24 protein-coding genes are annotated in these 22,221 nt (G+C 67.2%); 14 read left to right on the forward strand and 10 right to left on the reverse strand.

Annotation, left to right across the window (positions count from 1 at the left end):
• Positions 1 to 496: 496 nt before the first annotated feature.
• Positions 497 to 2,125 carry a hypothetical protein gene (locus AC099J_RS14410; protein WP_479615960.1) on the forward strand — a complete coding sequence of 543 codons (1,629 nt, stop codon included), beginning with the start codon at positions 497 to 499 and terminating at the stop codon, positions 2,123 to 2,125.
• Between the two features lie 34 nt (positions 2,126 to 2,159).
• On the opposite strand, the gene AC099J_RS14415 is transcribed toward AC099J_RS14410, so the two are convergent.
• The 9 genes from AC099J_RS14415 to AC099J_RS14455 all read right to left on the reverse strand — a co-directional run bounded on the left by AC099J_RS14415 (position 2,160) and on the right by AC099J_RS14455 (position 8,928).
• A complete protein-coding gene (locus tag AC099J_RS14415; protein ID WP_479615961.1) occupies positions 2,160 to 3,167 on the reverse strand; it encodes a D-2-hydroxyacid dehydrogenase family protein in 1,008 nt (335 codons plus the stop codon).
• A gap of 175 nt (positions 3,168 to 3,342) precedes the next feature.
• Complete coding sequence (locus AC099J_RS14420; protein WP_479615962.1) at positions 3,343 to 3,747, reverse strand: hypothetical protein; 405 nt, start codon at positions 3,745 to 3,747, stop codon at positions 3,343 to 3,345.
• 131 nt (positions 3,748 to 3,878) lie between these two features.
• The gene (gene lexA / locus AC099J_RS14425) at positions 3,879 to 4,571 is read right to left on the reverse strand and encodes a transcriptional repressor LexA (RefSeq protein WP_479615963.1); all 693 of its coding nucleotides are present in this window, start codon (positions 4,569 to 4,571) and stop codon (positions 3,879 to 3,881) included.
• Positions 4,572 to 5,075: 504 nt separating this feature from the next.
• Positions 5,076 to 5,732 carry an adenylate kinase gene (gene adk, locus AC099J_RS14430; protein ID WP_479615964.1) on the reverse strand — a complete coding sequence of 219 codons (657 nt, stop codon included), beginning with the start codon at positions 5,730 to 5,732 and terminating at the stop codon, positions 5,076 to 5,078.
• Between the two features lie 148 nt (positions 5,733 to 5,880).
• Positions 5,881 to 6,633, reverse strand: a complete 753-nt coding sequence (kdsB, locus tag AC099J_RS14435) for a 3-deoxy-manno-octulosonate cytidylyltransferase (protein ID WP_479615965.1) — start codon at positions 6,631 to 6,633, stop codon at positions 5,881 to 5,883.
• The gene (locus AC099J_RS14440; protein WP_479615966.1) at positions 6,633 to 6,815 is read right to left on the reverse strand and encodes a Trm112 family protein; all 183 of its coding nucleotides are present in this window, start codon (positions 6,813 to 6,815) and stop codon (positions 6,633 to 6,635) included. Before AC099J_RS14440 ends, kdsB begins: the two co-directional genes overlap by 1 nt.
• A 7-nt stretch (positions 6,816 to 6,822) precedes the next feature.
• Positions 6,823 to 7,851, reverse strand: coding sequence for a tetraacyldisaccharide 4'-kinase (gene lpxK, locus AC099J_RS14445; RefSeq protein WP_479615967.1), 1,029 nt, complete (start codon positions 7,849 to 7,851; stop codon positions 6,823 to 6,825).
• Positions 7,852 to 7,870: 19 nt separating this feature from the next.
• Positions 7,871 to 8,299 carry an ExbD/TolR family protein gene (locus AC099J_RS14450; protein ID WP_479615968.1) on the reverse strand — a complete coding sequence of 143 codons (429 nt, stop codon included), beginning with the start codon at positions 8,297 to 8,299 and terminating at the stop codon, positions 7,871 to 7,873.
• Positions 8,296 to 8,928, reverse strand: a complete 633-nt coding sequence (locus AC099J_RS14455; protein WP_479615969.1) for a MotA/TolQ/ExbB proton channel family protein — start codon at positions 8,926 to 8,928, stop codon at positions 8,296 to 8,298. The genes AC099J_RS14450 and AC099J_RS14455 overlap by 4 nt, the downstream gene beginning before the upstream one ends.
• Before the next feature lie 380 nt (positions 8,929 to 9,308).
• Between AC099J_RS14455 and xseA the strand changes: the two genes are divergently transcribed.
• On the forward strand, positions 9,309 to 10,616 hold the full coding sequence (gene xseA / locus AC099J_RS14460; RefSeq protein WP_479615970.1) for an exodeoxyribonuclease VII large subunit: 1,308 nt from the start codon (positions 9,309 to 9,311) through the stop codon (positions 10,614 to 10,616).
• Between the two features lie 58 nt (positions 10,617 to 10,674).
• On the forward strand, positions 10,675 to 11,256 hold the full coding sequence (locus tag AC099J_RS14465) for a superoxide dismutase (protein ID WP_479615971.1): 582 nt from the start codon (positions 10,675 to 10,677) through the stop codon (positions 11,254 to 11,256).
• Between the two features lie 68 nt (positions 11,257 to 11,324).
• Here the strand turns inward: AC099J_RS14465 and AC099J_RS14470 are convergent, their stop codons facing one another.
• Entirely contained in the window at positions 11,325 to 11,780 is a 456-nt protein-coding gene (locus AC099J_RS14470) for a DUF192 domain-containing protein (protein ID WP_479615972.1), read from the reverse strand.
• A gap of 216 nt (positions 11,781 to 11,996) precedes the next feature.
• Here AC099J_RS14470 and icd point away from each other — a divergent pair, with 216 nt between their 5' ends.
• The 11 genes from icd (at position 11,997) to AC099J_RS14525 (ending at position 22,174) form a co-directional block, all read left to right on the forward strand.
• Complete coding sequence (icd, locus tag AC099J_RS14475) at positions 11,997 to 13,250, forward strand: NADP-dependent isocitrate dehydrogenase (RefSeq protein ID WP_479615973.1); 1,254 nt, start codon at positions 11,997 to 11,999, stop codon at positions 13,248 to 13,250.
• A 513-nt stretch (positions 13,251 to 13,763) separates the two neighbouring features.
• Positions 13,764 to 14,468, forward strand: coding sequence for a succinate dehydrogenase/fumarate reductase iron-sulfur subunit (locus AC099J_RS14480; RefSeq protein ID WP_479615974.1), 705 nt, complete (start codon positions 13,764 to 13,766; stop codon positions 14,466 to 14,468).
• 2 nt (positions 14,469 to 14,470) lie between these two features.
• Positions 14,471 to 14,806: a succinate dehydrogenase/fumarate reductase transmembrane subunit gene (locus AC099J_RS14485; RefSeq protein ID WP_479615975.1), complete on the forward strand. Its 336-nt coding sequence runs from the start codon at positions 14,471 to 14,473 to the stop codon at positions 14,804 to 14,806.
• Positions 14,803 to 15,150 carry a succinate dehydrogenase, cytochrome b556 subunit gene (gene sdhC, locus AC099J_RS14490; RefSeq protein WP_479615976.1) on the forward strand — a complete coding sequence of 116 codons (348 nt, stop codon included), beginning with the start codon at positions 14,803 to 14,805 and terminating at the stop codon, positions 15,148 to 15,150. The genes AC099J_RS14485 and sdhC overlap by 4 nt, the downstream gene beginning before the upstream one ends.
• Entirely contained in the window at positions 15,151 to 16,908 is a 1,758-nt protein-coding gene (locus AC099J_RS14495; RefSeq protein ID WP_479615977.1) for an L-aspartate oxidase, read from the forward strand.
• A gap of 26 nt (positions 16,909 to 16,934) precedes the next feature.
• Complete coding sequence (locus tag AC099J_RS14500; RefSeq protein WP_479615978.1) at positions 16,935 to 17,897, forward strand: fumarate hydratase; 963 nt, start codon at positions 16,935 to 16,937, stop codon at positions 17,895 to 17,897.
• Positions 17,864 to 18,553, forward strand: a complete 690-nt coding sequence (locus AC099J_RS14505; protein WP_479615979.1) for a fumarate hydratase C-terminal domain-containing protein — start codon at positions 17,864 to 17,866, stop codon at positions 18,551 to 18,553. The genes AC099J_RS14500 and AC099J_RS14505 overlap by 34 nt, the downstream gene beginning before the upstream one ends.
• A 10-nt stretch (positions 18,554 to 18,563) precedes the next feature.
• Positions 18,564 to 19,397, forward strand: a complete 834-nt coding sequence (locus tag AC099J_RS14510; protein ID WP_479615980.1) for an amidohydrolase family protein — start codon at positions 18,564 to 18,566, stop codon at positions 19,395 to 19,397.
• 7 nt (positions 19,398 to 19,404) lie between these two features.
• Positions 19,405 to 20,310: a LysR family transcriptional regulator gene (locus AC099J_RS14515; protein ID WP_479615981.1), complete on the forward strand. Its 906-nt coding sequence runs from the start codon at positions 19,405 to 19,407 to the stop codon at positions 20,308 to 20,310.
• 72 nt (positions 20,311 to 20,382) lie between these two features.
• Entirely contained in the window at positions 20,383 to 21,381 is a 999-nt protein-coding gene (locus AC099J_RS14520) for a Bug family tripartite tricarboxylate transporter substrate binding protein (protein WP_479615982.1), read from the forward strand.
• Between the two features lie 46 nt (positions 21,382 to 21,427).
• A complete protein-coding gene (locus tag AC099J_RS14525; protein ID WP_479615983.1) occupies positions 21,428 to 22,174 on the forward strand; it encodes a sulfite exporter TauE/SafE family protein in 747 nt (248 codons plus the stop codon).
• Positions 22,175 to 22,221: the final 47 nt, after the last annotated feature.

Below are 22,221 nucleotides of genomic sequence, written 5' to 3' on the forward strand. Positions count from 1 at the left end.
CCAGCAGGGGTCGCGCCGCTACGATTTCCTTCCTGAGTTTCCGCCGGAATTGTTGGCCAACCAGGCGCCGGTCGCTGTGGTGCCGGATGTCTCGACACTGACTCCCGGGCCGGTTGAAGCAAACACGACCAACGGGGTGGGCGCGATCGCGACGCCCGTACCTTCGCGGGCACCGGTGCCATTGGCACGTCCACCGGCGGCGTCGGCGCCTGCTGCCGAGGCGCCTTCCGCGGCCCAGGATGCGCGGCCCACGCCGGCACCGCCTCCTTCCGTCGTCCGCGCTCCTTCCGCAGCGCCGCGTCCTGCGGCACCGCGCCCAGTCCAACGGCCCAGGCCCCGTCCTGCTCCCGCAGTCCAGGCCGCAGCTCCGAAGGCGGCACCCGCACCAGCCAAAGCACCGGCGCCCGCGCCAGCCGTGGCGAGCGCCGACGCCGCGCCGGGAACCAGTGCCGGAAGCCCACGCCTGACCTTGGACGCACCTGGCGACCGACCCGCCTTGCGCGGCACTGTCGCGTTGGGTGCAGCGCCGGCCGAAAGCCTGCCGCAGCGCGCCGAGGCCGCTGCCGCATGGCGTGCCTTGAACGCCAGCCCTGAAGAAGCGCTGCGTGCCGCCGAGCGGTTGCAGGCACTGGAGACACAGGAAAAGGCCGCGCGCGATGCGCGCCAGAAGGCCGAGGCCGCACTGCTGGCACGGCTGGAGCGCGCCGAGCGCAGGCTGGACGAGGCCGAGAACAACCGCGTCGACATCGCCATCGTCTACGGCATGCTGGCGCTGCTGCTGGCCGCCATCGCCGCCGCCGCTTTCTTCTGGAGCCGCGCTCGCAAGAGTGCGCAGGAAGCCGCGCACTGGGCGCAAGGCGCAGCCGCCGGGTCGCATGGCGTCGATGCGCGCCAAAGCATGCAGCCGTCCACTCGGCAGGCTACACGCGATGGCGTGGACAGCGCCTTGCTGTCCGCACCGGGCGATGTCTGGGCGCCATCGCCCAAGCCTTCCGCAGCAGTGCCCGCCCCGGCACCCACGCCGCGGCCGCTGCCAATTCCGTTCCCCATCGCCAGCGCGCCCCGCGAGCGTGGGCTGGGCACCGATGCTGCGCTGATGCGCGCAGCCAACCCGGAAGATTTTCTGGACGCGCAGCAGCACGCAGACTTCTTTGTCTCGCTGGGCCAGTACGACCAGGCGATCGAGGTGCTGAAGAAGCACATCGACGACAACGCGGAAATGAGCCCGCTGGCGTATCTGGAGTTGATGAAGATCTACCACACGCTCAGCCGCCAGAGCGACTACAACGCCGCGCGCCAGGACTTCCACGCCCACTTCAATGCGCGCGTGCCGAATTTCGCAGCGTTCACGGACGAGGGCATCGGCCTGGACGACTACCCGGCCACGATGCTGAGCATCGAGACCGCCTGGGGCACGCCGCGCGTGTTGGACACGATCGAGGCCAACATATTCCGGGCCGAGGGCGACCCGGGCAAACCGCTGGATCTTGCCGCCTACCGCGATCTGCTGCTGCTGTATGCGGTGGCCAAAACCCTGGCGCGCACCGACGAGGAATCGACGGGCGACATGGCAGGCCGCCTGCCGGGCCTGGGCGGTGGGTCGAGCGATTCGTCGTTCATGCCGCAGCGCCTGACCCGGCCGGATTTCACGGCGTCGCTCAACACGCCGGATTCGAGCTTCGCGCGCTCTGCGGCCGCGCCGCTGACTGGTAGTGCAGCCGCTGCAGCAGCTGCGGCCTCCGCTGCAGCCGTGGCAGCCTCCTGGGCCGAGCCCGAACTCGATTCGGCGCCAACGCCGCTGGGCGGCCAGGATGCCGGTCTGGCGCTCGATCTGGATCTGTCGAACTCGTTGTCGCTGGCGCTGGACGACGCGCCGGCTTATCCGCAGATTCAAGCGCCACGGCTCTCGCCTGTGTCCGAGGTGGATATCGATCTGCCGCTGCTGGAGATGGAGATCGAGCCCGAGACCGGCATGCAGACCAACCCTGCGCTGTTGGGCGAAACCGCGCCACAGCCGCCGGTGGCGGTTCCGCCATCCAAGCCGGAGTTCGACAGCGGCATGATCGATTTCGACCTGTTCGATCCGAACACGGAAGCTCGGATCGCACCCAAGTCGACGCGGTGATGGGGCGGGGCTGGTTGCGTTTGGCGCTTGGCGTTTAGCGCCGAACCTGCAGTGAACCCGGGTTCACGATATTGGTCGGCGTGCCCTTGATGAAGTTCAGCACGTTGTCGAAGGCGGCATTGAAATACATCTCGTAGCTTTGCAGTTCCACATAGCCGATGTGTGGGGTGCAGATGCAGTTTTCTAGCCGCAACAGCGCATGGCCCTGCAAGATGGGCTCGCTCTCGAACACGTCGACGGCGGCCATGCCCGGCCGGCCGCGGTTCAGGCCTGCCAGCAGGGCGTCTGTCTCGATCAGCTCAGCGCGCGAGGTGTTGACCAGCAGCGATGTGGGCTTCATGCGCGACAAGTCCTCCAACGTGACGATGCCGCGCGTCTCCTCGTTCAGGCGCAGGTGCAGGGAGACGACGTCGCAGTTGGCAAACAGTTCCTGCTGACTGGAGGCGACGTGGTGGCCATCGGCAGCTGCGCGCTCGCACGATCCGGCACGGCCCCATACCAGCACGCGCATGCCGAACGCGCGAGCGTAGGTGCTGACGATCTGCCCGATGCGGCCATAGCCGAAGATGCCCAGGGTCTTTTCCCGCAGCACGGTGCCCAGGCCGAAGTTCGCCGGCATCGATGCGGTCTTCAACCCGGACTGCTGCCACGCGCCGTGCTTGAGGTTGCCGATGTACTGCGGCAGCCGCTTGGTCGCAGCCATGATCAGAGCCCAGGTCAGCTCTGCAGGCGCCACTGGCGAACCCACGCCTTCGGCCACGGCGATGCCGCGCTCGGTGCAGGCCGCCACGTCCACGTGGGCACCGACACGGCCGGTCTGGGCGATCAGCTTGAGCTTGGGCAGTTTCTCGATCAACAGGCGATTCAGGTGCGTACGCTCGCGGATCAGCACGATGATGTCCGCATCGCGCAGCCGCACCGAAAGCTGGCCTAGTCCCTTGATCGTATTGGTGAAGACCTTGGCCGCGTAGGGATCGAGCTTGGCAGCGCAATCGAGCTTGCGCACCGCGTCCTGGTAGTCATCGAGGATCACAATGTTCATGCGGGCATTGTGCCTCGCGTGCCGTGCAGAGCCGGCCAGCCAGACGGCTTCGACGGGGCTGCCGTCCGGGCTGGCGGCCGTGTGACATCGGCGTGTTGGCCGGCGTGTTGGCCGGCGTGTCAGCCGGTGCGTCGGCCGGTGCGTCAGCCGACGACGCAACGCTCGGCGCCGTCAGTCAGCTGCGGTCGAAACCGCTGGCCGCTTCTGCAGCGGCCAGCCGGTCCAGTTCGGCGCAGACATCGGCCATACGGCCGGAGATCACCATGCGGCCCGCCGCGTTGCGCGCCTGGTGGGGCTCGACGACACGCAGCACCCGCAGTGGCATCGTCGCGCCGGCCCGATGCGGCCCGCGCTCTGTCAGCCGGTCGCTCCGGTTGGCAGCGCTGGCCCATCTGCCGAGCAAGCGGCGCGCCAGACGGGCGACGCGGTGCCGCGCTGCAGGCTGCACCGGCGGCGTGCCGCTCCGGTGCACTCGGGCTGGCGCAGTGCTGCTGGCACGGCCAAGCTGTGGCCAGTGCAGTTCGAGCCACGCAGGCAGGGCTTGAACCACGCGAGCGGCTGCGAAGATTGCGATTCCCATGTCAACTCCTCTCCCCGAAATAAGGGGGTGTACACAGGCAGGATTGGTCGATAAGCCCGCAGCGAGAGGGTTGTCGTGCCACTGCACGGCCAAACGCCCGCCACCTCGCGCTGCGGACAAGTACGTACCGCTTACATCAGCATGGTGTTGCGGATCAGGCCGACGGCCAGACCTTCGATTTCGAACGGCTCACCGGGCTCCACGACGATGGTCGGATAGTCCGGGTTTTCGGGTAGCAACTCGATGTTGTCCTTGTTGCGCCGGTAGCGCTTGACCGTGACTTCGTCGCCGATGCGGGCGACGACGATCTGACCGCTCTTGGCGTCTTTGGTGGCACGCACTGCCAGCAGGTCACCGTCCATGATGCCGATGTCGCGCATGGACATACCGCGCACGCGTAACAGGTAATCGGGCTTGTGCTGGAACAGGCTGCTTTCGACGTAATAGGTCTGGTCCACATGCTCCTGCGCCAGGATCGGCGAGCCGGCCGCCACACGGCCGATCAAGGGCAGTGCCAGCTGAGCCAGCTCTTGCAGCGGCAACATGAATTGCTTGTTGCGCGCGGCGTGCAGAGAGCGCAGCATGTCGCCGCGCAACCGGATGCCGCGAGATGTCCCGCTCACCAATTCGATGGCGCCCTTGCGCGCCAGGGCCTGCAGGTGCTCTTCAGCCGCGTTGGCGGACTTGAACCCCAGTTCGCTGGCGATCTCTGCGCGAGTCGGGGGCGCGCCGGTGTTGGCAATGGCGGACTGGATCAATTCCAGAATCTGTTGCTGCCGAGCCGTGAGCTTGACAGGGAAGGCATTGGACGAAGCGTCGGACATGGCATTTCCTTTCGGGCTGGAGCAGTTCTGTTGATATTTCCAGTATCTGTATTTTTAACCAGTTTTCTGCACTGTGCAAGCATTCGCTGCAGCTTGCCCACCTCGGTCGGGATTTCGTGGCTTCCTGCAACGGGGGTACGGAGGCGTCAGTGGCCGTTGCCTGCCACGGCCGTCGTGCAATGGATTGCGCATGCGGACCCACCCGCGCAGGCAGGGCGTGCTGACCTGCGCAGTCCTGCGCTTCGAGAGTGTCTTGTGGGAGCGTGAAGGTTAGCGGCACGGGCTTGCATCCGTGCATCGGCAGTCGGCGCAGGCAGTCCGGCAACGCCGCCTGCACTGTGGCGAGCCTGAATATCAAACCGTGTTGTCAGCGCTGCCATGAGCACTGCACGTTTCGGGCCGTACGGCCGCAAGTTGACTGGCCGTGCCTCGCATGCTGCGACGCCTCGAACGTCCGCCCGTCGAACCGCCGTCAGGCAGCAGGCAGCGTGCGCCTGGTGGCCGTCAGTCGGCCAGGGCTGCCAGCGCGCGCGCGGTGATCTCGTCGACCGTGCCCGTGCCCGAGATGCTGCGGTATTTGGGTGCCTGCGCCGGGTCGGCTGCAGCCCATTTGGCGTAGTACTCGACCAACGGTCGGGTCTGTGCGCTGTAGACCTCCAGGCGCTTCGCGACGGTCTCCTCGCGATCGTCGTCGCGCTGCACCAGAGGCTCGCCCGTGACGTCGTCGACGCCCTCGACCTTGGGGGGGTTGAACTTGGCGTGGTACGTGCGGCCCGACGGCGCGTGCGAGCGGCGCCCGCTCATGCGTTCGATGATGGCGTCGAAGGGAACGTCGATTTCCAGCACGTAGTCGAGCTTCACGCCCGCGGCCTTCATCGCGTCGGCCTGGGGGATGGTGCGGGGGAAACCGTCGAACAGGAATCCGTTGGCGCAGTCCGGCGCGGTGATGCGCTCCTTGACCAGGCCGATGATGATGTCGTCCCCCACAAGGGCACCCGAATCCATGACCGATTTGGCCTGCACGCCCAACGGGCTGCCCGCCTTGACCGCAGCGCGCAACATGTCGCCAGTGGAGATCTGGGGAATCCCGAACTTTCTGCAGATGAAGGTGGCTTGCGTGCCTTTGCCGGCGCCCGGCGCGCCCAACAGAATCAGTCTCATGGATGTCCTCGGATGTTGTGAAGCTCGCGACACTGCTGGCAGAGCGTGCCGCCGCAGTGTTTCATGCGACCGAGGATAGCATGCGACCTTCCGTGATTTGCGCTCTTGACGCCGGCCCGCACGTCCCCCAGGCGCCTGCGGCGAACGGTTAGAACAGCCGCCGCACGCGCTCCAGGTCTTGCGGAGTGTCCACGCCCACCCCCGGCGGCTCGTGCGTCACGTGCACGGCGATCTCGTGGCCGTGCCACATCGCGCGCAGTTGCTCCAGGGCCTCGATGTTCTCGATAGGCGACTGTGCGAGCAGTGGAAACTGGCGCAGGAAGCCAGCGCGATAGCCGTAGATGCCGACATGGCGCAACGGCGCGAGCGCGGGCAGGGCGGTGTTGTCGGCGGCGTAGCCATCGCGCCACCAGGGGATCGGGGCGCGGCTGAAGTACAGCGCGCAGTCGCGCGCGTCCAGCACTACCTTGACAACATTCGGGTTGCGCAGATCGTCGATGGTAGTGATGGCATGGGCCGCCGTGCTCATGCTGGCTTGCGGGCGCTGCGTCAGCAGGTCTGCCACGGCATCGATCAGCAGAGGGGCGATCAGCGGTTCGTCGCCTTGCACGTTGACGACCACGTCCTGGCCGTCCAGGCCGAGCAGAGCGCAGGCCTCGGCCAGTCGGTCGCTGCCGGAGGGATGGTCGACACGCGTCAACACCGATTCGACACCGTAGGCCGCGCAGGCCGCTGCGATGTCGGCGCTGTCGCAGGCCACCACCGTGCGCGTGGCGCGCGACTGCATGGCGCGTTGCGCGACCCGCACGACCATTGGCACCTCGCCCAGCAGAGCCAGCGGCTTGTTGGGCAGCCGCGTGGACGCCAGGCGCGCCGGGATCAAGACGGTGAACGGGGCCATCAGCGTTCGATTTCGTCGTCGCTCAGGGTGCGGGCCTCGTTCTCCAGCAGGATGGGAATGTCGTCGCGCACCGGGTAGGCCAGCCTGGCGCTGCGCGAGACCAGTTCCTGGCGTTCGCGGTCGTACTGCAGCGGCCCCTTGGTGACGGGGCAGACCAGCAGTTCCAGAAGTTTGCTGTCCATGGCGGGGTCAGGAAGTCGAAACCGGCAATGGTACCTGCGGCCCTGTCGAGGAAGGCGTCGGCGAGCCCAGCATGCGGTCGAGCGCCTGCAGCAGCCCTTCGTCCAATGTCAGCTCCAGCGGCACGGCCCAGGCGTGGGGGTGTTCCGCCCACAGCTTGACGGCGTCCTTCGCAGTGCACAGCCAGACCGCCGGTGCCTGAGCGGGGGGCTGCCAGCCGGCGAAGTCGAAGTGGTCCGGCAGCGGCAACTCACGCACCTCGTGCAGGCCGGCGGCGCGCAGCATGTCGAAAAAGCGCTGCGGCCGTGCGATGCCGGCCAGGGCCAGCACCGGCGTGTCGGCCAAGCTGGCCAGCGCCATGCGCGTGCCATCGGCCTGCTGCGCCCACTGGCCAAGCCGGCGTCGCGCGCGAAAGCCTTCGAACGCCGGTTGCTCCCCGGTGTGCACGACGAGATCGGCCGGCCGCGGCCAGTGTTCGCGCAAGGGGCCAGCCGGCAGCAGCCAGCCATTGCCGACGCCGCGGTCGTCAAACACGCAGACCTCCACGTCGCGCGCCAGTGCCAGATGCTGCAGGCCGTCGTCGCACAGCACGATCTGTGTGCTGGGGTGACGGGCCAGCAGGGCCAGACCCGCCTCGGCACGGCGTGCCGCAACGAACACCGGCACACCGCAGCCTTGCCGCACGAGCAGCGGCTCATCGCCGACTTCATGCGCAGGGCTGGACGGCAGCACCTCACGGCAGTCCGTGGTGGCGCGGCCGTAACCGCGCGCGATCACGCCGACCTGCCAGCCGCGCGCGCGCAGGTGGTCGACCAGGCCCATGACGACCGGCGTCTTGCCCGAACCACCGGCGACCACGTTGCCGACCACGACCACCGGCACGGGCAGGCGCGTGCTGCCCAACACGCCGCTGCGGAACAAGCTGCGCCGGCCAGCCGCCACCATGCCGAACAACAGCGACAGCGGCCACAGCAGACAGGCCAGCGCGCCGCGCCGCAGCCAAACGCGTGGCAGGAAAGCCGCCAGCCAGCCGCGCATGGCCGTTGACGGAGAGGGGCTAGCGCGCGGCGGCGCCAGCGGCCGTCTGCGTCGCGAACGTGATCTGGAAGAGCCCCGCGCGACGGGCCGCCTCCATCGCTGTGACGACCGCCTGGTGCGCCGTGGTGGCATCGGCGCTGATGACGACCATGGTGTCCTTGGCGTCGCGCGACGCCGCCAGCATCGATTGCGACAAGGCGTCCACGCTGCGGTCGGCCAGCGGGTTCTTGTTGACGGCATAGCGGCCGTCGCTGGAGATCGCCACCACCACCTCACGCGGCCGTTCCTTCTGCTGCTCGGCGTTGGCCACGGGCAGTTGGATCTCCAGCTCGGCGTACTTGCTGTAGGTGGTGGTCAGCATCAGGAAGATCAGCACCACCAGCAGCACGTCGATGAACGGGATCAGGTTGATCTCGGGCTCGTCGCGCCCGGCCCGCCGGAAGTTCATGGCTGGCGCAGGCTGTTCAGGTGCCGCGCAAAACGCTCCGCCGCAAGTTCCAGCGTCAACAGGTAGCCGTCAACCCGGGCGCGGAAATAACGCCAGAAGATCAACGCCGGGATGGCCACGATCAGACCGAACGCGGTGTTGTACAGCGCGATCGAAATGCCATGCGCCAACTGCGCCGGGTTGCCGCCGACACCGCCGGTGGCGGCCGATTGGGAACCGAAGATCTCGATCATGCCGATGACCGTCCCCAGCAGGCCCAGCAGAGGCGCGGCCGAAGCGATGGTGGCCAGTGCGGCCAGGTATTTCTCCAGCCGGTGCGCCACTGCGCGGCCCGTGGTTTCGATGCTGGCGCGCAGCTCTTCCTCGGTACAGCGCGGGTTGGCGTTCAGCGTCTGCATGCCGCTGGCCAGGACTTCGCCCAGGGCCGAGTTCTGCGCCAGCTGGCTCACGATGCCGGGCGCGGGCACCGCGCGCTGTGAGACCGTCATCGCTTCATCCAGCAACTGGGCCGGCGCGACCTTGCGGGTGGTCAGGTTCACGAAGCGTTCGATGATCAATGCCAGGGCCAGGGTGGAGCATGCGATCAAGGGCCAGATCGGCCAACCAGCGGCTTGTATGATCGAAAACAACACGGATCTCCGGGCGGTTGAGGGTCGCGGATTATGGCCCACAGGGTTTTGGCACCCCGCGCCGGGCGCCATTTCGCACGGCCTCCCGGCTGTTTCTCTCCCTGGTTTTGCGCTACGAAACGACGCCGGTTCTCGCCCACAATTTTTGTGGATAACTTTGTGAAGAACTCTCGCCGGAACGGTCGAAACCCAGCAATGGCGCGGCTTTGCGACGCTTCGTCTAAAAATTAGGCAATGAAAATCCCAATGAATTCAAAGGCGTTCTACGAGAATGCTGGCTTCCCAGGGCCTGTTCACGTAGCCGCGCGGCCTATCGCCGCAGTTGTGGAGTACTCCGATTTTTTTTGCTGTGCTGCAGCAAACATCCGGGCCCGCAGCCGGTGCTGAATCGAGCATTGGCGCCGTCTGTGTGGCAAGTTGGGGCGCTATGCCGCGCCATTGCTGGTGCACTGGACCAAGGCTTCAATCCTGTCGCGGTGTGCGGCGAGGTTTCGGGCTTCTCGCGCGCATCCAGCGGTCATTGCTATTTCAGTCTCAAGGACCCGCAAGGCCAGATCCGCTGCGCGATGTTCCGGCGCGCGGCCTCGCTGCTCGATTTTTCGCCGCGTGACGGCGACCTGGTCGAAGTGCGCGGGCGCCTGGGCGTGTACGAGCCACGCGGCGATCTGCAGTTGGTCGTGGAAAGCCTGCAGCGGGCCGGGCAGGGCGCGCTGTTCGAGCAATTCGCCCGGTTGAAGGCGCGGCTGGAGGCCGAAGGCCTCTTCGATGGCGCACGCAAGCGCGCCCTGCCGTTGCTGCCGCGTGGCATCGGCATCGTGACCTCCCTGGGCGCTGCGGCGCTGCACGATGTGGCCACGGCTCTGCGGCGGCGCGCGCCGCATGTGCCGGTGGTGCTGTCGCCGGCCCTGGTGCAGGGCGAGCAGGCGCCGGCCGACCTGGTGCGCGCGCTCGAGAGCCTGTATGCCCTGGCGAGCGCGCCGGCCGAAGGGCGGGGTGCAACCGCACCGGTCGACGTGATCTTGCTGGTGCGCGGCGGCGGCTCGATCGAGGATCTGTGGGCCTTCAACGACGAACGCCTGGCGCGCTGTATCGCGCGCAGCCCCGTGCCCGTCGTGTGCGGGGTCGGGCACGAGACCGACTTCACCATCGCCGATTTCGTGGCCGATCTGCGGGCGCCCACGCCGACCGCCGCAGCCGAGCTCGCAGCCCAGCCGCAGGAGGTGTGGCTGGCACTGCTGCAGGCCATGGCCACGCGCCTGCGCGACAGTCTGCTCCGCACGTTGGAGACCCGCGCGCAACGGCTGGACCAGGCCGTAGGCCGCCTCGGCCGGCCCTCGCAGTTGGTCGCGCGCCAGCAGCTGCGGCTGGCGCGCGCTGCGCAGCAACTCGACCATGGCGCGCGCGACGCCGTGGCCCGTCGCCACACTGCCCTGGCCCTGCAAGCGCCGCGTCTGGACCAAGCCCTGCGCACCCGCTTGCACAGAGCGCACGATGCGCTGGCGCAGTCGCAGCGCGTGCTCGGTCTGCTGGACCCGCATGTGGTGCTGGGCCGGGGCTACGCATGGCTGGCCGACGCGCAGGGGCAGACGCTGACGAGCGTGGCGCAGGTGCCTGTCGGCGGCCGCATCACCGCGACGGTGGCGGACGGCGAGATAGACGCGCAGGTCCTACAGACCCGTCTTGTTTAGTTCCTACAATCGTTTGAGAGACACGTGCTTTTGCAACCCTGACCCCACGAGGAAAACAATGGAACACACCCTTCCCCCCTTGCCGTATGCGATCGATGCGCTGGCCCCGGCCTACTCGCAGGAAACGCTGGAATACCACCACGGCAAGCACCACAACGCCTATGTGGTCAACCTGAACAATCTGCAGAAGGGCACCGAATTCGAGAGCATGACGCTCGAAGAAATCGTCAAGAAGTCCAGCGGCGGCATTTACAACAACTCCGCGCAGATCTGGAACCACACCTTCTTCTGGAGCTGCATGAAGCCGGCCGGCGGTGGCGAGCCCTCGGGCGCCCTGGCCGCGGCCATCACGGCCAAGTGGGGCAGCTACGCTGCGTTCAAGGAAGCTTTCGTCAAGTCGGCCGTGGGCAACTTCGGTTCGGGCTGGACCTGGCTGGTCAAGAAGGCCGATGGTTCGGTCGACATCGTCAACACCGGCGCGGCCGGCACGCCGCTGACCACCGCCGACAAGGCGCTGCTGACGGTCGACGTCTGGGAGCACGCTTACTACATCGACTACCGCAACATGCGCCCCAAGTTTGTCGAGACCTTCCTCGACAAGCTGGTGAACTGGCAGTTCGCCGAAGCCAACTTCGCCTGACCGCCCCTGCAGCGGCTCAGCCTGCGGGCTGCCGCTTCAACGCCGACGCCCTGCCCGTGCAGGGCGTTTTACTTGGGCGCAGTGAACGGCTGGCCGGCCAGCTTGAAGCCGGCCTTGATGCCCTTCTTCGCGAACCAGCCCTGGTTCATTTCCAGCACGAAGCGCACTGGCTTGGCCGAGCAGTGCGAACGCTCGTCCAGCGGTTGCATGTCGGCCAGGTTCACGATCACGCCGGCGTCGTCCACGAACGCAGCTGTCAACGGCAGCAGCGTGTTCTTCATCCAGAAGCACTGCACGCCGGCCTGCTCGAACTCGAACAGCATGCCCTCGTGCTGCGGCATCTGGCGGCGGTGCATCAGTCCGATCTGCCGGTGCAACGGCGTCAGCGCCAATTGCACGTCGATCTGGTGCATGCCGGCCGACAGGGTGGTGCGTGGCAAGTCGAGCTGCGGGCCTTCCTGCGCCGGCGCGGCAGTAGCCAGCGCGACCAACAGGGCAGAGAACAACGAGCGGATCAAGCGCATGGCAAAGGTGGGAAAGCGGCGGGAAAAGCCATTGTGCGGGATGTGCGGTATTGCACTGCGCCAGGCCCCCGCCAGGCCCGCCGGCAGGCCGCCCGACAGGCCCTTCGACAGGCTGTTCGACAGACCCGCCCGGACTAGAATCGCGCGGCATTTTTCTCGAGTGCCAGGCTGTCGGCATTTCGTCCTTTCCCCCGCATCCCATTGGAGACATCCCCCATGTACCAGCACATCCAGGTGCCTGCGCAAGGTCAGAAGATCACCGTGAACGCCGACATGTCGCTGAACGTGCCGCACGAGCCGATCATCCCGTTCATTGAAGGTGACGGTACTGGCCTGGACATCACGCCGGTGATGCTGAAGGTGGTCGATGCCGCGGTGGCCAAGGCCTATGGCGGCCAGCGCAAGATCCACTGGATGGAGGTGTATGCGGGCGAGAAGTCGACCAAGGTCTACGGCCCCGATGTCTGGCTGCCCGAAGAAACGCTGCACGCCGTGCGCGACTACGTGGTGTCGATCAAAGGCCCGCTGACCACGCCGGTGGGCGGCGGCATCCGCTCGCTGAACGTGGCGCTGCGCCAGGAGCTGGATCTGTACGTCTGCCTGCGGCCGATCCAGTACTTCAAGGGCGTGCCCTCGCCGATGAAGCAGCCCGAGAAGACCAACATGGTCATCTTCCGCGAGAACTCGGAAGACATCTACGCCGGCATCGAATTCGAAGCGCAGAGCGACAAAGCCAAGAAGCTCATCAAGTTCCTGCAGGACGAGATGGGGGTCAGGAAGATCCGCTTCCCCGAGACCTCGGGCCTGGGCATCAAGCCGGTGTCGATCGAAGGCACCGAGCGCCTCGTGCGCAAGGCCATCCAGTACGCCATCGACAACGACAAGACCAGCGTGACCTTGGTGCACAAGGGCAACATCATGAAGTTCACCGAGGGTGGGTTCCGTGACTGGGGCTACGCGCTGGCGCAGAAGGAATTCGGCGCCGAGCTGATCGACGGCGGCCCCTGGATGCGCATCAAGAGCCCCAAGAACGGCAAGGAGCTCGTCATCAAGGACGTGATCGCCGACGCCTTCCTGCAGCAGATCCTGTTGCGCCCGGCCGAGTACTCGGTGATCGCCACGCTGAACCTGAACGGTGACTACGTCTCCGACGCACTGGCCGCGCAGGTCGGTGGCATCGGCATCGCGCCTGGCGCCAACCTGTCCGACTCGGTGGCCATGTTCGAGGCCACGCACGGCACAGCGCCAAAGTACGCCGGCAAGGACTACGTGAACCCCGGCTCGGAAATCCTCTCGGCCGAGATGATGCTGCGCCACATGGGATGGAACGAAGCGGCCGATCTGATCATCCGCTCGATGGAGCAGGCCATCGCGTCCAAGCGCGTCACCTATGACTTTGCGCGGTTGATGGATGGGGCCACGCAGGTGTCTTGCTCGGGTTTTGGCGAGGTGATGATCGAGCACATGTGAGGCTGCGCCAGCCCGTGGCGAGCGGTGCCACCTGGCGGCCCACCCTGGCGCTGCCAATGGCGCCGCTGAAGGCCTCGCGCCGCGCTGCACAACTGGCGGCGGCGTTGCATCGGTAGTCGCCCCTTCGCGGGTGTGACGCCACCCACCGTTCCGAATCCTGACCTTTCCGGGGCCCATGCCGGGCTCGGCCCGCCGGCTCACCGCGAGGCGCGCACACGCCTGCCGCTTGTTCGTTTTCCCTGGCGTCCGCGCCCAGGATTGCCCAAGCCTCCTCCTGCTCGAGCGCCGGTGGCACAGCCCGGGGCGACCCCACGCGGACCGCGCCTGAACCTTGTAACCGGCACGTGCTGCACGTCCCAGCGCACCGGCTTCTAAGTTCAAAAAATATCGATCAATAAACTATTGATCGCGAATTTGTGAACTCCTAGACTTTCCGCAGCCCGGCGCTTGGCCCGGGCTGAATGACAGTCACCAAGGATGTCCGTGCAATCCCACACCCGAACGCAGCAGCGCATGCTCACCGTCCGCATCCACCGCGGGGCGCAGCAGGGCGCACTTGCCACCTATGCCGTGCCCTGGCGCGAGAACCAGACGGTGCTGGATGTGGTCACCGAAGTGCAGCGCCGGCTGGAGCCCACGCTCTCGTACCGCTTCGCCTGCCGCGTGGGCGTGTGCGGCTCCTGCGCCATGACCGTCAACGGCAGGCCGCGCTGGACCTGCCGCACCCATGTGAGCCGGGTCGAGGAAGACGGCGTGATCGTGATCGAGCCGCTGCGCAACATGCCGCGCATCAAGGATCTGGTGGTCGACATGTCGGAGTTCTTCGACAAGTGGAAGAAGGCAGGCAACGCCTTCGTCGGCACCGCCACGCGGCTCGACGCACCAGCCAAGGTGCGGCCCGACAGCAAGCAGCGCAAGTTGGCCGATGCCGGCATCGAGTGCATCAACTGCGCCGTGTGCTATGCCGCCTGCGACGTGGTGGCCTGGGACAAGGACTACCTCGGGCCCGCTGCGCTGAACCGGGCCTGGACGCTCTACAACGACGAGCGCCACGCCGACCCCAAGGGGGTGCTGAAGCAGGCCACCTCCGGCAGTGGCTGCAATGCCTGCCACAGCCAGGGCAGTTGCATGACGCACTGCCCGGTGAGCCTCAGCCCCACTGGCAGCATTGCGGGCCTGAAGAAGCAGGCGCTGCGCCAATTCTTCAGCAGAGACTAGCCATGCAGCCGCGTCTCTTCGTGTTGCAGCGCCTCAGTGCGCTGGTCATGGCGCCCTTCGTTCTGGTGCACCTGGCGCTGGTGCTGTATGCGGTGCGTGGCGGCCTCACGGCGGCCGAGATCCTGTCGCGCACGCAGGGCAGCGTTGGCTGGATCGCGTTCTACACATTGTTCGTACTGGCGGTGGCGGTGCATGTGCCGATCGGCCTGCGCAACATCCTCGTCGAATGGGGCCGGCTGCCGCGCGGTGCGGCTGACATCGTCTGCGCACTGTTCGCCTTGCTGCTGCTGGCGCTGGGCCTGCGCGCGGTGGTGGCGGTCGGAGGGCTTCTCGCATGAAGTCCCCGCGCAACCACCGGGCGTACTGGGCCTTTCTCGGACACCGCTTGTCGGGCCTGGCGTTGGGCATCTTCCTGCCGGTGCACTTCTACGTGCTGGGCCTGGCGCTTCAGGATGCCCAGCGCTTCGACCGCTTGCTCAAGTTGTCGGAGATGGGCGCGGTGAAGTTCGGCGAGTGGGGCCTGGTGCTGCTGCTGTCTATCCACCTGTGCTTCGGCCTGCGCCTGCTGGCGATGGAACTGCTGCCCTGGCGCGCCACGCGCGATGCGCGGCTGTCCTGGATCGGCTGGGGTGGCGCGCTGTCGCTGGCCATCGGCATGGTGTTCATCGCTGGAGTGATGTGAATGCAGATCGACAACCACAAGACCGACATCCTCATCCTGGGCACAGGCGGGGCAGGGCTGTTTGCGGCCCTGCATGCGAAGAAGGCCAACCCCGCGCTGCAGGTGACCGTGGCGGTGAAGGGCCTGCTGGGCAAATGCGGCTGTACGCGCATGGTGCAGGGCGGCTACAACGTCGCGCTGGGCGCCGGCGATTCGATCGAGCGCCACTTCATGGACACCATCGAGGGCGGCAAATGGCTGCCGCGCCAGGACCTGGCGTGGCGGCTGGTGACCGGTGCCATCGAACGCGTGCAGGAGCTGGAGAACGAGATCGGCTGCTTCTTCGACCGCAACCCGGATGGCTCTTTGCACCAGAAGGCCTTCGCCGGCCAAAGCTTCGACCGCACCGTGCACAAGGCCGACCTGACCGGCATCGAGATCATCAACCGGTTGATGGAGCAGGTGCGCGCGGTGGACGCCGAAGAACTGGAGGAGCACCGCGCGATCGAGCTGATTCCTGCGGCCGACGGCTCGGGCATTGCCGGCGTGCTGTTCATCGACATGCGCACGGGGCGCTACCGGTTCGTGCAGGCCAAGGCCGTGCTGCTTGCTACCGGCGCCGGCCCCACCATGTACCGCTACCACACACCGTCGGGTGACAAGACCTGCGATGGCCTGGCCATGGCGCTGCGCTACGGTCTGTCGCTGCGTGACATGGAGATGGTGCAGTTCCATCCCACGGGCCTGCTCGGCGGGCCCGACACGCGCATGACCGGCACCGTGCTCGAAGAAGGACTGCGCGGCGCCGACGGCCATCTGCTGAACGGTGCCGGGGAACGCTTCATGACCCGCTACGACGATCGCGGCGAGCGCGCCACGCGCGATGTGGTCAGCCGCGGCATCTACGCCGAAATGCGGGCCGGTCGCACCAGCCCCATGGGCGGCGTGTACATCCAGATGAGCCACCTGGGGCCGCAGATGGTGGCCAAGAAATTTCCGGGCATGGTGACGCGCTGCAGCGATTGCGGTTTCGACCTGGCTGGTGGCCGCGTGGAGGTCGTGCCCACCGCGCACTACCTGATGGGCGGTGTGGAGTTCGAGATCGACGGCTCGACCGCATCGCCTGGCCTGTTCGCGGCCGGTGAGGACTGCGGCGGCGTCCACGGCGCCAACCGACTGGGTGGCAACGGCGTGGCGAATTCCACGGTGTTCGGCGGCATTGCCGGCGATGCCATGGCCGCCTATGTGCGCCGGGAAGGCCGCTGGCGCGATCCGGACACGCGCGTGCTGCAGCAGGGCGTGGCGCAGGCGGAGTTCCCGTTCTCGCGAGCTGCGGGCGCCGTGCACGAACTGCGCGATGCGCTCTCGCACACCATGTGGAACGACGTGGGCGTGCTGCGCAACCAGGCCGACATGCAGCGCGGCCTGGCCGCTGTCGCATCGCACCGTTCGACCTTGCTGGCCATGGGCGTGGCCGACGGGGACCGGCGCTACAACGTGAGCTGGCACGACTGGCTGAACCTGGAAAGCCTGGTCGCCATCTCCAAGGTGATCGCGGTGTCTGCGCTGGCCCGCGAGAACAGCCGCGGTGCGCATTTCCGCGAAGACTTCCCCGAGCCAGGTGACCTGCAGACCAGTTGCTACACGCGCATCCGCGCCGATGGCGATGCATTGCGGCTGCAGATGGTGCCGGTCACCTTCGACATCGTGCGGCCAGGGCAGTCCTTGCTGACCGGCGAGGAAGGCGCGGCTGGCCAACCGCCCAAGGTCACCGCCTGAGCGGCACTGCACAACAAAGGAGCGAGATGAACATTCCGATTCAGCGGGTGCGGGAAGCCGCGCTCGAAATCATGAAGCGCGCGGCGATCGAGATACCGCAGGACTACCGGGCCGGCATCGCAGAGCTGCGCAAGAGCGAGACCGGCAAGCTGGCCCGCTTTGTCATCCACGCCATGCAGGACAACTGGGAGGCGGCCGACCAGGACCGCCGCCCCATGTGCGCCGACACCGGCCTGCCGCGCTACTACGTGAAGGTGGGCAACGAAGCGCGGGTCGAAAGTGGCTTCATCGCGGTCGAGCACGCGCTGCGCAAAGCCACGGCCGACGCCACGCAGCTGGTGCCGCTGCGGCCCAACCGCGTGCACCCGCTCTGGCGCACCGACAACAACAACAACGTGGGCATCAACGCGCCCGAGATCGAGTGGAGCTTCGAGCCCGATGCTGACTGGATCGACGTGACCACCGTGCACAAGGGCGGCCTGTTCGGCACCGACTACCGCATGCTGTTCCCCGGCGACGGCATCGACGGCATCAAGCGCTTCGTGCTGGACACGTTGATCGCCTTCGGCAAGCGCGGCCTGGCCTGCCAACCCGCCATCGTGGGCATTGGCCTGGGCGGCTCCAAGGACACCTGCATGCAGCTGGGCAAGCAGGCCGCCTGCCTGCGCACCGTGGGAGACCGCAACCCCGACCCACGCATCGCCGAGCTGGAGCTGGAGCTCAAGCAGCTGGGCAATTCCATCGGCATGGGTGCGATGGGCTTTGTCGGCTCCTCCATGGTGGTGGACTGCCACATCGAGGTGGGCCACACCCACACCGGTGGCATGCCGATCAGCATCCACACCTTCTGCCTGTCGTCGAGACGTGCCACGGCCCGCATCCACGCCGACGGCCGCATCGAATACCGCACGGACCCGCAATGGTTCACCCCCTACATGCGCCGGGAGACAGTCGAATGGAACAGCAGCAAGACAACGCAGACGGCATGAAGGTGTTCCACCTCGAGCTGCCCGCGCAGACCGAGGACATCGCCAGGTTGGAGCTTGGCGCCGCGGTCTACCTGAGCGGCGTGGTCTACACCGCCCGCGAAGGCGTCTACAAGAAGGTGCTGGACGAGGGCCTGCCCCTGCCGCTGGACCTGGGCGCCATCAGCAACGTGAACTTCCATTGCTCGCCGGCCGCCGCGCCCAACGGGCAGGGCGGCTACAACGTCGGGGCGGTGACGGCAACCGCCAGCTTCCGCTTCTCCAAGTGGATTCCGCGCTGGATCGCCACAACCGGCGCCCGCATCATCATCGGCAAGGGCGGCATGCCGGCGGACGACTACAAGCAGGTGCTGGCCCCCGGCGGCGCGGTCTATCTGACCACTGTGGGCTACGGCACCGGTGCTCTGCTGGGCCGTGGCATCCAGCGCGTGCGTGAGGTCTTCTGGCTGGACGAACTCGGCATCGCGCAGGCGATGTGGCTGTTCGAAGTGAAGAACTTCGGCCCCTTCATCGTCGAGAGCGACCTCGCCGGCAACTCGCTGTTCGCCCAGCACGGCGCCATCATCAACGCCGGTATCGAGAAGCTGTACGAGGGGCTCAAGCCCCCTGCGCTGCACCGCTATGGCGAGAGCGATGACCGCAAGAACGAAGTGATGTGAGGGCATCCAGATGGTGATCGACTTCAGGCTGCGGCCGCCCGTGGATGGGTTTCTGAACACGCTGATGTACGCGGCCGGTGAACGCCGCGACGGCTTCACGCGCACCGTGGGCTTCACGCCCTCACCGGCGGCGCAGCAGCAGTCCATGGGCTTGCTGCTCGATGAGATGGACGAGGCCGGTGTGGCCCAGGGCGTGGTGGTCGGCCGGCTGGCCGGCGTGCTGGGCAGTGTGTCGAACGAGGACGTGGCCGGCATCGTGGCCGCGCATCCCGGCCGCTTCATCGGCGCCGCCTCGATCGACCCGACCTCGCGCAAGGGCGCCTGCGACACCATCACCCAGGCGGTACAGGCCGGCTTCAAGCTCGTCAACATCGAGCCTGGCTCGTATCCGGTGCCGCTGTATGCGGACGACCGCAGGCTCTACCCGGTCTACGCCCATTGCGAAGACCTGGGCGTGCCGGTGATCCTGATGGTGGGCGGCACGGCCGGGCCGGACCTGAGCTACTCGGACCCGATCCGCACCGACCGCGTGCTGGCCGATTTCCCGAGCCTCAAGGTGGTGGTGGCGCACGGCGGCTGGCCCTGGGTGAACGAGATCCTGCACGTGGCGTTTCGCCGGCCCAACATGTACCTGTCGCCCGACATGTATTTTTCGCGCATGCCGGGCTGGCTGGAGTATGTGAAGGCCGCCGATTCCTTCCTGGCCGACCGCATGCTGTATGCCAGCTCGTTTCCATTCTGTCCGGTGAAGGACTACAAGCGATGGTTCGAGGCCCTGCCGATCCAGCCCGTGAACCTGCGCAAGGTCATGGGCGGCAACGCCTGCAAGCTGCTCGGACTGTAGGGGCGGTATGGACGTCAAGACCCTCTACACGCTGGTCGCCATTGCCGACCGCGGCAGCTTCGTCGAAGCAGGCAACGCCATCGGGCTGTCGTTGTCGGCGGTCAGCATGCAGATGCGCTCGCTGGAGGAAGAACTGGGCCAGACGCTGTTCGACCGCAGCCGCCGCCCGCCGGTGCTGACCGCCAGCGGGCTGACGCTGACGCACCGCGCCCGCGACCTGATCGCACACTGGGAAAGCATGAGCGCCGCACTCAAGCGCGGCACACCGGGCGGGTTGCTGAAGCTGGGTTCGGTGCATACCTGTGTCTCCGGTGTGCTGCCGCTGGCGCTCAAGCGGCTGCAGCAGCAGGGCCACGGCATCGACATCCACCTGACGACCGGCCTCACGCACGAGCTGGAGCGCGCCATCCTGCACCGCCAGCTGGACGTGGCCGTGGTCACCGAGCCCGAGGTCGCACGCAGCGACCTGGACTTTCTGCCGTTCGTGGACGAGGCTTTCGTGGTCATCACGCACCGCACGAACCAGGGCGACTCCGATCAGCAGGTGCTGGAGAGCACGCCGTATGTGCGCTTCAATCGCTCGGCCCGCGTGGGCACGCTGGTGCAGGAGGAGATCGTGCGCCGCAAGATTGCGGTGCGCTCCATCATGGAGATCGACACGCTGGACGGCGTGATCGCGATGGTGGCCAACGGCCTGGGCAGTTCCATCGTGCCGGGGCGGTTGACGAGGAACGAGTTCCCGGCGCCGATCCGCACGCTGCCCTTCGGCTCGCCGCCGCTGACCCGGCGCCTGGGCATCCTGGTGCCGCGCGACAACCCGCGTTCTCACCTGTCCCACGTGCTGCTGGAGGCGCTGCGCGCCGTGGCAGCCGGCCCCAAGGGCAACCCGACACGGCCCACCCCCACGGGCTGACAGGCGCTGCGCCCACGGCGGCGCAGACATTCCGACATCCCCCGACAACAGACACAACAAAGGAGACCCCCGATGCGAGAAGCAAGGGATCTGAACCGCCCGAGGCGGCGGCTGGCGAGCCGGTTTGCAGTGGCGCTGCTGCTGGCCGGCCTGGGCCTGCCCGCGCTGGCAGCCGAATGGCCGGGCAAGCCGGTGCGGCTGGTCGTCCCGTTCGCGGCCGGTGGCGCCACCGACCTGCTGGGCCGGGCGTTGGCGGTGGAACTGGGCAAGGCCTGGAAGCAGACCGTCGTGGTGGACAACCGCCCGGGCGCGGGCGGCGCACTGGGCGCCGAGGTCGTGGCCAAAGCTTCGGCCGATGGCACCACGTTGCTGTTAGCCTCCGGCAGCATGTTCACCGTCAACCCGCATCTCTACCAGAATCTGCCGTATGGCAACGACAGCTTCGAGATGGTCAGCAAGGTGGCCAGCGGCCCCATGGTGGTGACCGTCCACGTCGGTGTCCCGGCCAAGACCCTGCAGGAGCTGATCACACATGGCAAGGCAAACCCGGGCCAGCTTGCCTTTGGCTCGGCCGGCAACGGCAGCCAGGTGCACATGGCGGGCGAAGCGTTGGCCGATGCGGCTGGCCTGCAGTTCGTGCATGTGCCCTACAAGGGTGAGAGCCCGGCCTACGTCGACCTGATGGCCGGCACGGTGCACCTGGTGGTGGGCAACATCAGCGGCGTCTCGCCGCTGCTCAAGGGCGGCCGCCTGCGCCCGCTGGCGGTGACCGGCAAGGAACGCTCGGGCCTGCTGCCCGACGTGCCCACTGCGGTGGAGGCCGGGCTGCCCGGCTTCGACTTCTCCGGCTGGTTTGCGCTGATGGCGCCGGCGGGCACACCACGCGCGCTGACCAGCCGCATGGCCGCCGACGTGCAGCGGGCTGTGGAACAGCCTGCCATGAAGCGCTACCTGAGCGAGCAGGGCATGACCGCCACGACCTCCACGCCCGCAGAGCTGCTGGCAGAGATCGGCAGCGAATCCTTGCGCTGGAAAGAGTTGGTCAGCCGCCGTGGCCTCAAGGCCAATTGATCTCCCAAGCCGCGCATGCCGCTGGGCGGTCGTGACGTAGCCACGCATGGACGATGGCACCGTCGCCCTGGCTGCGCTGGCCATCACCGTCGCCTACACGGTGTTCGGGCTGACCGGCTTCGGGGCGGCCATGGTGGCCGTGCCGATGCTGGTGCAGGTCGTGCCGCTGCAATTTGCCGTGCCCCTGGTGCTGCTGTTCGACCTGGTCGCCACGTCGCTGGTCGGGTTGCGCAACTGGCGCCAGGTGGCGACGGACGAGTTGAGGCGCTTGCTGCCCTGGATGCTGGTGGGGGTGTTCATCGGTGCGACAGCGTTGCAGCGGGTCAGCCCGCGCTGGCTGCTCATCGGCCTGGGCGTGTTCGTGCTGGCCATGGCGTTGCGCAGCCTGCTCGTGGCCGCGTCGGCGCAGACGCGCATTTCGGCACGTTGGGTGATCCCGGCAGGCGTCGTCGGTGGCGTGTTCAGCGCCTTGTTCGGCACCGGCGGGCCGGTCTACACCATGTACCTGGCACGCCGGCTGGACGACGTGGACCGCTTGCGCGCCACCATCGCGACGGTGGTGTTCACCAGCGCCGTCGTGCGTTTGGGAGCGTTCGGTGCGACTGGCCTGTTGCAGCAGCAGGGGCTGCTGCAGACGGCAGTGGTCCTGCTGCCCTGTGTGCTGTTGGGCGTGTGGATGGGCTCGCGGCTGCGGCGTCGCCTGTCGGCCCTGCTCGTCAAGCGCCTTCTGTTCTGCTGCCTGGCGGCCGGTGGTGTGGGCGTGATGTTGCGGGGGTTGGCGATCAGCGCCTGACGGTGCTTGGGGCACCGCCACCACGGCAGTGCCAGGCGCTCCGCCAG

It is taken from the genome of Rhodoferax sp. RT4P68 (assembly GCF_056521305.1).

Excerpts from the sequence above, each read along its gene's own strand:
- lpxK (WP_479615967.1), bottom strand. The coding sequence starts at position 7,851 with ATGCGCGGCTGGCTGGCGGCTTTCCTGCCACGCGTTTGGCTGCGGCGC.
- AC099J_RS14420 (WP_479615962.1), bottom strand. The coding sequence starts at position 3,747 with ATGGGAATCGCAATCTTCGCAGCCGCTCGCGTGGTTCAAGCCCTGCCT.
- AC099J_RS14500 (WP_479615978.1), top strand. The coding sequence starts at position 16,935 with ATGAACATTCCGATTCAGCGGGTGCGGGAAGCCGCGCTCGAAATCATG.
- sdhC (WP_479615976.1), top strand. The coding sequence starts at position 14,803 with ATGAAGTCCCCGCGCAACCACCGGGCGTACTGGGCCTTTCTCGGACAC.
- AC099J_RS14495 (WP_479615977.1), top strand. The coding sequence starts at position 15,151 with ATGCAGATCGACAACCACAAGACCGACATCCTCATCCTGGGCACAGGC.
- AC099J_RS14520 (WP_479615982.1), top strand. The coding sequence starts at position 20,383 with ATGCGAGAAGCAAGGGATCTGAACCGCCCGAGGCGGCGGCTGGCGAGC.
- AC099J_RS14415 (WP_479615961.1), bottom strand. The coding sequence starts at position 3,167 with ATGAACATTGTGATCCTCGATGACTACCAGGACGCGGTGCGCAAGCTC.
- AC099J_RS14510 (WP_479615980.1), top strand. The coding sequence starts at position 18,564 with ATGGTGATCGACTTCAGGCTGCGGCCGCCCGTGGATGGGTTTCTGAAC.
- icd (WP_479615973.1), top strand. The coding sequence starts at position 11,997 with ATGTACCAGCACATCCAGGTGCCTGCGCAAGGTCAGAAGATCACCGTG.
- AC099J_RS14480 (WP_479615974.1), top strand. The coding sequence starts at position 13,764 with ATGCTCACCGTCCGCATCCACCGCGGGGCGCAGCAGGGCGCACTTGCC.
- AC099J_RS14450 (WP_479615968.1), bottom strand. The coding sequence starts at position 8,299 with ATGAACTTCCGGCGGGCCGGGCGCGACGAGCCCGAGATCAACCTGATC.
- kdsB (WP_479615965.1), bottom strand. The coding sequence starts at position 6,633 with ATGGCCCCGTTCACCGTCTTGATCCCGGCGCGCCTGGCGTCCACGCGG.
- lexA (WP_479615963.1), bottom strand. The coding sequence starts at position 4,571 with ATGTCCGACGCTTCGTCCAATGCCTTCCCTGTCAAGCTCACGGCTCGG.
- AC099J_RS14515 (WP_479615981.1), top strand. The coding sequence starts at position 19,405 with ATGGACGTCAAGACCCTCTACACGCTGGTCGCCATTGCCGACCGCGGC.
- adk (WP_479615964.1), bottom strand. The coding sequence starts at position 5,732 with ATGAGACTGATTCTGTTGGGCGCGCCGGGCGCCGGCAAAGGCACGCAA.
- AC099J_RS14485 (WP_479615975.1), top strand. The coding sequence starts at position 14,471 with ATGCAGCCGCGTCTCTTCGTGTTGCAGCGCCTCAGTGCGCTGGTCATG.
- AC099J_RS14465 (WP_479615971.1), top strand. The coding sequence starts at position 10,675 with ATGGAACACACCCTTCCCCCCTTGCCGTATGCGATCGATGCGCTGGCC.
- AC099J_RS14505 (WP_479615979.1), top strand. The coding sequence starts at position 17,864 with ATGGAACAGCAGCAAGACAACGCAGACGGCATGAAGGTGTTCCACCTC.
- AC099J_RS14525 (WP_479615983.1), top strand. The coding sequence starts at position 21,428 with ATGGACGATGGCACCGTCGCCCTGGCTGCGCTGGCCATCACCGTCGCC.
- AC099J_RS14440 (WP_479615966.1), bottom strand. The coding sequence starts at position 6,815 with ATGGACAGCAAACTTCTGGAACTGCTGGTCTGCCCCGTCACCAAGGGG.
- AC099J_RS14470 (WP_479615972.1), bottom strand. The coding sequence starts at position 11,780 with ATGCGCTTGATCCGCTCGTTGTTCTCTGCCCTGTTGGTCGCGCTGGCT.